Consider the following 6,129-nt stretch of genomic DNA (forward strand, 5'->3'; position numbering starts at 1 on the left):
TAAAATCAATATTGATTTTACAAACTACATTATACCACTTATAGCCTTTATTTTGTGTATTTTTTGAATATATTCTACAATTTTATTTGCTTTTTCTACTGTACAAACTTATCTTTTAGCCTAATTTATTTAATTTTTTATTATTAAATTTCAAAATATATTTCCTATATTTATATTACCTTCATAAGTTCTAACTTTTTTAAAGAAATTAGAGCTTATGAAATCATTTCTCACTATATATATTCAAATATATGTCATCTAGAAATTAACATCTATTCAAAGTAAATCTTTTTTTAACTTTATTTAAAAATTAAACTTAATCAGCTGCTCTCAATATTTTTTATTAATGAATCAATGATATTCTATTAATTTTTATATTGATCTTATCTTTACTAAAACCAGGTGAATTTTATTATCACTTACTTTAATATTCTTATATTATATACTTCTTTTGAAAAGAAAAAATTTTCAACTATATTTGGTGATTTTTAATACTTATTTTGTGTTATAATATATTTGCCGTTTAAATTGCGCCTATAGCTCAACTGGATAGAGCTGCAGACTTCGGATCTGTGAGTTGTGGGTTCGACTCCTACTAGGCGCATTATTAAATACAATCTTATAGAAAGGATGTATCCAGCTCGTAACGTTGGATTTTTTATTTTATGTACGTATTATTTAGAGAAGATATAATAAATAGCAAAGATATTGCTAAAATAATCAATGAAGAAACACCATTTAGAGTTGAAACAGATTTAAGCAAGGCAAGCAAAAGAGATGATGTTATGAGTTTTAAACTTTCAATTCCTGTAAAAAGTCTTGATTCAGGAATCTCTTTCGATTGGGAGAATGATGAACTTACTGAAAAATGCTTTTCAATGGCAGAATCTCTTACTAAGGATTTACTAGAGTACTTTCCTAAGTACACTATACAATGCTCACAAGCATACAAATGGGATGAATTAGAAGATAGAATACACCTTGTAGTTGTTATTGCAAATATTGATATTAAACTCAAGAAACTAAAACTTGATATACTAAAGAGAATGATGAAGCAGGTAGATTAATTTCTACCTGTTTTTTATATCTTTTTTATCTCTACTAAAATAAATTTTATTCGCTTTATTATCTATAGTTTAAATAATGTCTATAAACAAATTTTGAGATTTTACATATTAATTTTTTAGGCTTATTTTTTATTTTTACATAATTTTATAAATTTGCTAAAGACTAATTTGTACTCTATACTCTCCTCTCTAATCTAACCTTTAAAAATTAAGTGTGTTTTATATGTTTTTTAAGCTTTTTTATTTTGTTTTCTAAAGTGTATCTACAAAAGCCACAATTTATGAAATTTTTTGATACAATTGTTGCAAAAAGGTGCTTCCATTGCATGTGTTCTTTCATTTTTCTTACAAAATATAGATAAGTTCAAAAACTTTTTTTACTTTTTTTTACTAAAAAAACTCGATTTCACTTTATTTTTTTACAAAAAAACTAATCAAAAATAGCCTTTTTTTGAATTAACTTAACAATATTAATTTAACTAAAAATTTAAAATTTGCCTTGTTTTTTTTCTTCAAAAAAGGGGTTGACCTATTATATATAAGTGTTATAATTAAGATGAAAGATAAATAAATAACAATACTAAAGGTAATTAATAACAATGATTAAAAAGGAGGGTATAATTATGAAAAAGGAATTATTAAAAATGGACGAAAGAGTAAATAATACAGGTGAAATACTTGGTATATCTAAGAGAGAAGAAAAATATCTTAAGAATAATCTTCTATATAGAATGATAATGTTATTTGACTAACAGAAAAAATAACATCGAAATCATACTATAAAGAGGAATTAGGTGAAATTTTTGGATAATTTTTTAACACAATAAAGTGGGTAGATTGTTAAATAATCTAACCCACTTTTTTTAAGTTTAGTTAGGTGTTTTACTTTTTTATTTAATTTTACTCAATTTAGAAATTGTTTTCTTTATATTTTTATAAGGTATATTCAACTTAGTTTTTTTGAAAATAATCATATATTTTAAAAAAACTATCTATTTTTTAGGTATTTTTCGTTATTTTTTTCTATTGTAAAGAATGCAAGTTTTTTATTAAGTATTTCATATGTATTTTATACGCTTATTTTTTATTGATTTATTTTTTCTTTTAGACCTATTTATATAGAAAATAATATTTTTTTATGTTAGTATATATAATATAAAATAAATGTACTTTTATTTTGAGATCACTTGTTTAAATTTATCTTAAAATACAAAGAGTAAATTATTTTTAAGTTCATACTTTGTCTCCGTAGCTCAGCTGGATAGAGCACTCGCCTCCTAAGCGAGGGGTCGGAAGTTCAAATCTTCTCGGGGACGCTCTGCTGTGATTTATAGATATCACAGCTTTTTTTATCAGAAAATAAAAGAAATAAAAAAATATACTATGGTAAAATTTTTTATCAAGTTTTGCCTACCTTAAAATAATCTAAATAATATTTTGAACTACACTTATACTAGGAGGTGTTAAAGAATGAAAGATAAATTTAAAAGATTTTCCGAAAACAATATAATTATATGCCCACACTGTTCTTCTATTCTTAAATTGAAGGATAGAAGCCTTATTTGCGAAAATAAACATTGCTTTGATGTCGCCAAACAAGGATATGTAAATCTTCTTTTAAATTCTAAGAAATTTGAAAACTACGATAAATTTTCTTTTGAAAATAGGCACACAGTTTTAGAGTCTGGTCTATATGACAATATACTAAACTTTATAATTGATTATATAAATCAATTTACCAATTCAAAAAATATACTAGATGTAGCTTGTGGTGAAGGATATTACTCTAAAAAAATATCCGATAGTTTAGATAGAAATATATATGCCTTTGATATTTCAAAGGACTCCATTATTATAGCTGCTCGATCAGATAAAAATAAACTTGTAAAATGGTTTGTATCAGACTTGGCTAATATAGCTGTAAAAGATTCTAGTTTTGATTTTACACTGGATATTTTTTCTCCTGCTAATTACGAAGAATTTAAAAGAATACTTAAATCAGATGGATCTTTAATAAAAGTAATACCTGGAGAAAATCATTTATTTGAAATTAGAGAAAAGGTTAAGGATAAACTTGAAAACAGCCATTACTCTAACAAAGCAGTGGTCGATTGCTTTTCTGATTCCTTTGATATTATTCATCGAGAATCAATATCCTACAAATTCGAAGTAACAAATGAATTACTAATGGCTATAATTAATATGACTCCTCTCCTATTTAACATTGATTCAAGTAAAATAGACTGGAGTGATATTTCAGAAATTACAATTCATGCAGAAGTTTTGATTGGTAAAAAATAGAATTATAATTATCTATTTATTTTAATAATATCTATCTAGCATTATATTTTTTAAATGTATAGGCAAAGTTAGATTTTTGATGTATATTTAGACACTTACTGAAGTTTGACTATACAAATTTCCTTTATTATTTGATATCTTATTATTAAGATATTTTATATGAAATCGTAATAACTTGGCTCGAAATATCATTGTAGGGGATTTAAATGTTATATCATCCAATTTTAAATTGTATTTTAGCGATTTCGTAATGGAGCTAAGTTTTGTTTTGTTTATTGGATAGTTTTTCATTTGTCACCTTCCTTTTTAATCATTTTTATCATTAAAGGGCCACATGCTTATGTGGCTTTTTTATTTTTATATATTTAAAGGTAATAATCTATATAATACTCCCCTACATAATATACAATCATCTTTTTCAGATAAAATATATAGTAAATTCTTATTAAAAACCAGTTTTTTCTATCTAACTTTAACTTACTATTTTTTCCCTGTATTGCTTAATATACAATTTATTTCGTTGTATAAATAACACTTTTGCTTTTTTTATCTATATTTTTTATTAAAGAAACTATTCTTTTATTCAATTTAAACTTTTTATTTTTTTACTTATTTTCTTTTTATTTTACGTTAAAAGTATATTTACTTAAATTCCATATTAAAATGTTATATTTTTTTAATATTCTTTTTAAGTAAGTTGTCAAAATTACAATTATTCCTTTTTTGTTTCGATGATAAAATATTGACATATTTCAGAAAAAGATTTATTATTAATATAGAAAAGTTAAAGTGATTATTATATATTTTATATAAATCTTTTTTGGGATTATTAACTATTATTTTTAATTTTTTTACAATTTATTATTTCTATTTTTAATATGTAATATATGGATTTTTATTATGTTTAGAATTTTAGCCAAAAATTAAATATATATTTACGTGTTTTTTACTCTTTTTAGTATTTAATTAACAATTTTTAATTGTTTATTTTTATACTTTATTTTTTACAATTGTTTGTACGCTTTTCAAATTTATTTGTAAAAGTCCCTTTAATATAAGATGCTAAGATTTTTATCTTAGCATCTTATTTTTCTTTGTATGAAATTTTTATATAACTATAAATTTATTCTTATTTTGTTATGACACTTGCTATTATCTGTGCAAATACTATTTAAATATGCCATTTCAGGTGTATTTTCACAATATCTACACCACTCTTTATATATTTCATTATCCGTATTATAATAATCTTTATACTTATCCATATTGCCAGAAAAATAGGCGATACTGCTATCTATAATAAATTTTTCCATATCCTTTTTTTCTTCAGAACTTGCAGGAATACTTTTTATAAGGTTTGAAAACATTGTTTCTCCAAAAAATTCAAATTTTTCCTTTGACTTTTCTTTAAAATTTAGAAGGTCACTATTTTTCCAACCATATTTATAAGCCCATTTTGAGATATCTAGGCTTTCTGTTTTGTATTCTATATAATCCCTTCGATCTACCGTTATATTCGCATACAAGTTGGGATAGAGAGCTATACAGCCTACAGAAGCATCTACTACTCCTTGATTTTCAGATATATGCTGAAGATGCATATGCCCACTTAAATTTAATCTAACATTGTATTCACTTAAAATATCTACTAACTTCATACTATTTTCTATTTTATAGCCTTCTATAAACATCTTGTTATGAGCTAATATATTTTGATGGGTAACTGAAATAACAGATAAATTATTTTCTCTAGCTATATTAAGGACCTTTTGAATCCAGTTAAAAGTTTGATTGGATATATAGTTAATATTTTTACCATAGCTGCTTTCAATCATCAAAACACACTGCTTTGGACTTGTCATATACATATAACTTAAAGAATTTTTATCTCTAGATATTAACCTAGCTTCATCTTCTCTATATCCAAAGTCTCTATAAATTTCTGAAAATTCCTCACTAGAAATGCTTTCTACTTTTTCATACTTTTCACCGGAATAATCTCTAGCCTCTTTATTATCTATATCATGATTTCCAGGTATAAGCAGAACTTCAATTCCCTTAGATTTTAATACAGATAACTTTTTAGAAAGTTTTTCGTGACTCGTCTTTTCCCCGTTATATGTCAAATCTCCACTTATAATTATTAAATCAGGATTTTTTTCTATCATTTCAAGAATAAAGGAATCTACTATTTGATCTATATATTGCATTAGTCTTCCGTCTTTTTCAGGATTTCTAGCAAAATATTTTCCAGAATCAGTAAGCTTAGGATCTATAAAATGTAAATCACTTACATGAACTATTTGAAGCTTCTCTTTTTTTATTCCAAACTCTATATTAGGTATTGTTTTTTTTATTGTTTTTATATATTTATTTTTTCTATACCACAATATAAAAAAACTTATTATTAAAACAGCTATCAAAACTGCAAAAATCAATTATGTCACCAACCTCTCCATTAGATTAACAAGTAAAATTAAACTTACGAATACTCTCTACTCTTATTATAAATCATATTACATTGAATTTTCTAGTTTTTGCTATTTATTTGAATATTTCTTATCTATGATTATTTTCTTTAAAATTTATTTAGGATTATCTCTAAGACACTATAATTAAATAGAATTTGCATTTTATTATTTATTAAAAAAGTACATAAAAAAAACGGCTCTATAATATTTAGTGTTGATGGCAATAAATAATCCATAAACGTCGTAAGACGAAAATGGATAAAATTGCTATCAACACTATTTTTTCAAAA

At 23.8% G+C, this 6,129-nt stretch carries 4 protein-coding genes and 2 tRNA genes; 5 read left to right on the top strand and 1 reads right to left on the bottom strand.

All coding sequences use genetic code 11. The annotated features are described in order from the left end of the window. Positions 1-530: 530 nt before the first annotated feature. From BMY82_RS08960 to BMY82_RS08975, 5 genes are all read left to right on the top strand, one after another. Positions 531-604: transfer RNA gene (locus BMY82_RS08960), tRNA-Arg, on the top strand. Positions 605-665: 61 nt separating this feature from the next. Next, positions 666-1,067, top strand: coding sequence for a hypothetical protein (locus BMY82_RS08965; RefSeq protein ID WP_091976212.1), 402 nt, complete (start codon positions 666-668; stop codon positions 1,065-1,067). A 623-nt stretch (positions 1,068-1,690) separates the two neighbouring features. Continuing rightward, entirely contained in the window at positions 1,691-1,819 is a 129-nt protein-coding gene (locus BMY82_RS09660) for a hypothetical protein (protein ID WP_278308750.1), read from the top strand. Between the two features lie 490 nt (positions 1,820-2,309). Continuing rightward, positions 2,310-2,383 (top strand) — tRNA-Arg (locus BMY82_RS08970). A 154-nt stretch (positions 2,384-2,537) separates the two neighbouring features. Then, positions 2,538-3,368, top strand: coding sequence for a putative RNA methyltransferase (locus tag BMY82_RS08975; protein ID WP_091976213.1), 831 nt, complete (start codon positions 2,538-2,540; stop codon positions 3,366-3,368). A gap of 1,115 nt (positions 3,369-4,483) precedes the next feature. Here the strand turns inward: BMY82_RS08975 and BMY82_RS08985 are convergent. Continuing rightward, positions 4,484-5,791: a metallophosphoesterase gene (locus BMY82_RS08985; RefSeq protein ID WP_180366770.1), complete on the bottom strand. Its 1,308-nt coding sequence runs from the start codon at positions 5,789-5,791 to the stop codon at positions 4,484-4,486. Positions 5,792-6,129: the final 338 nt, after the last annotated feature.

Origin of the sequence: Peptostreptococcus russellii, from assembly GCF_900110295.1 — a bacterium.
Taxonomy (GTDB): Bacteria; Bacillota; Clostridia; order Peptostreptococcales; family Peptostreptococcaceae; genus Peptostreptococcus; species Peptostreptococcus russellii_A.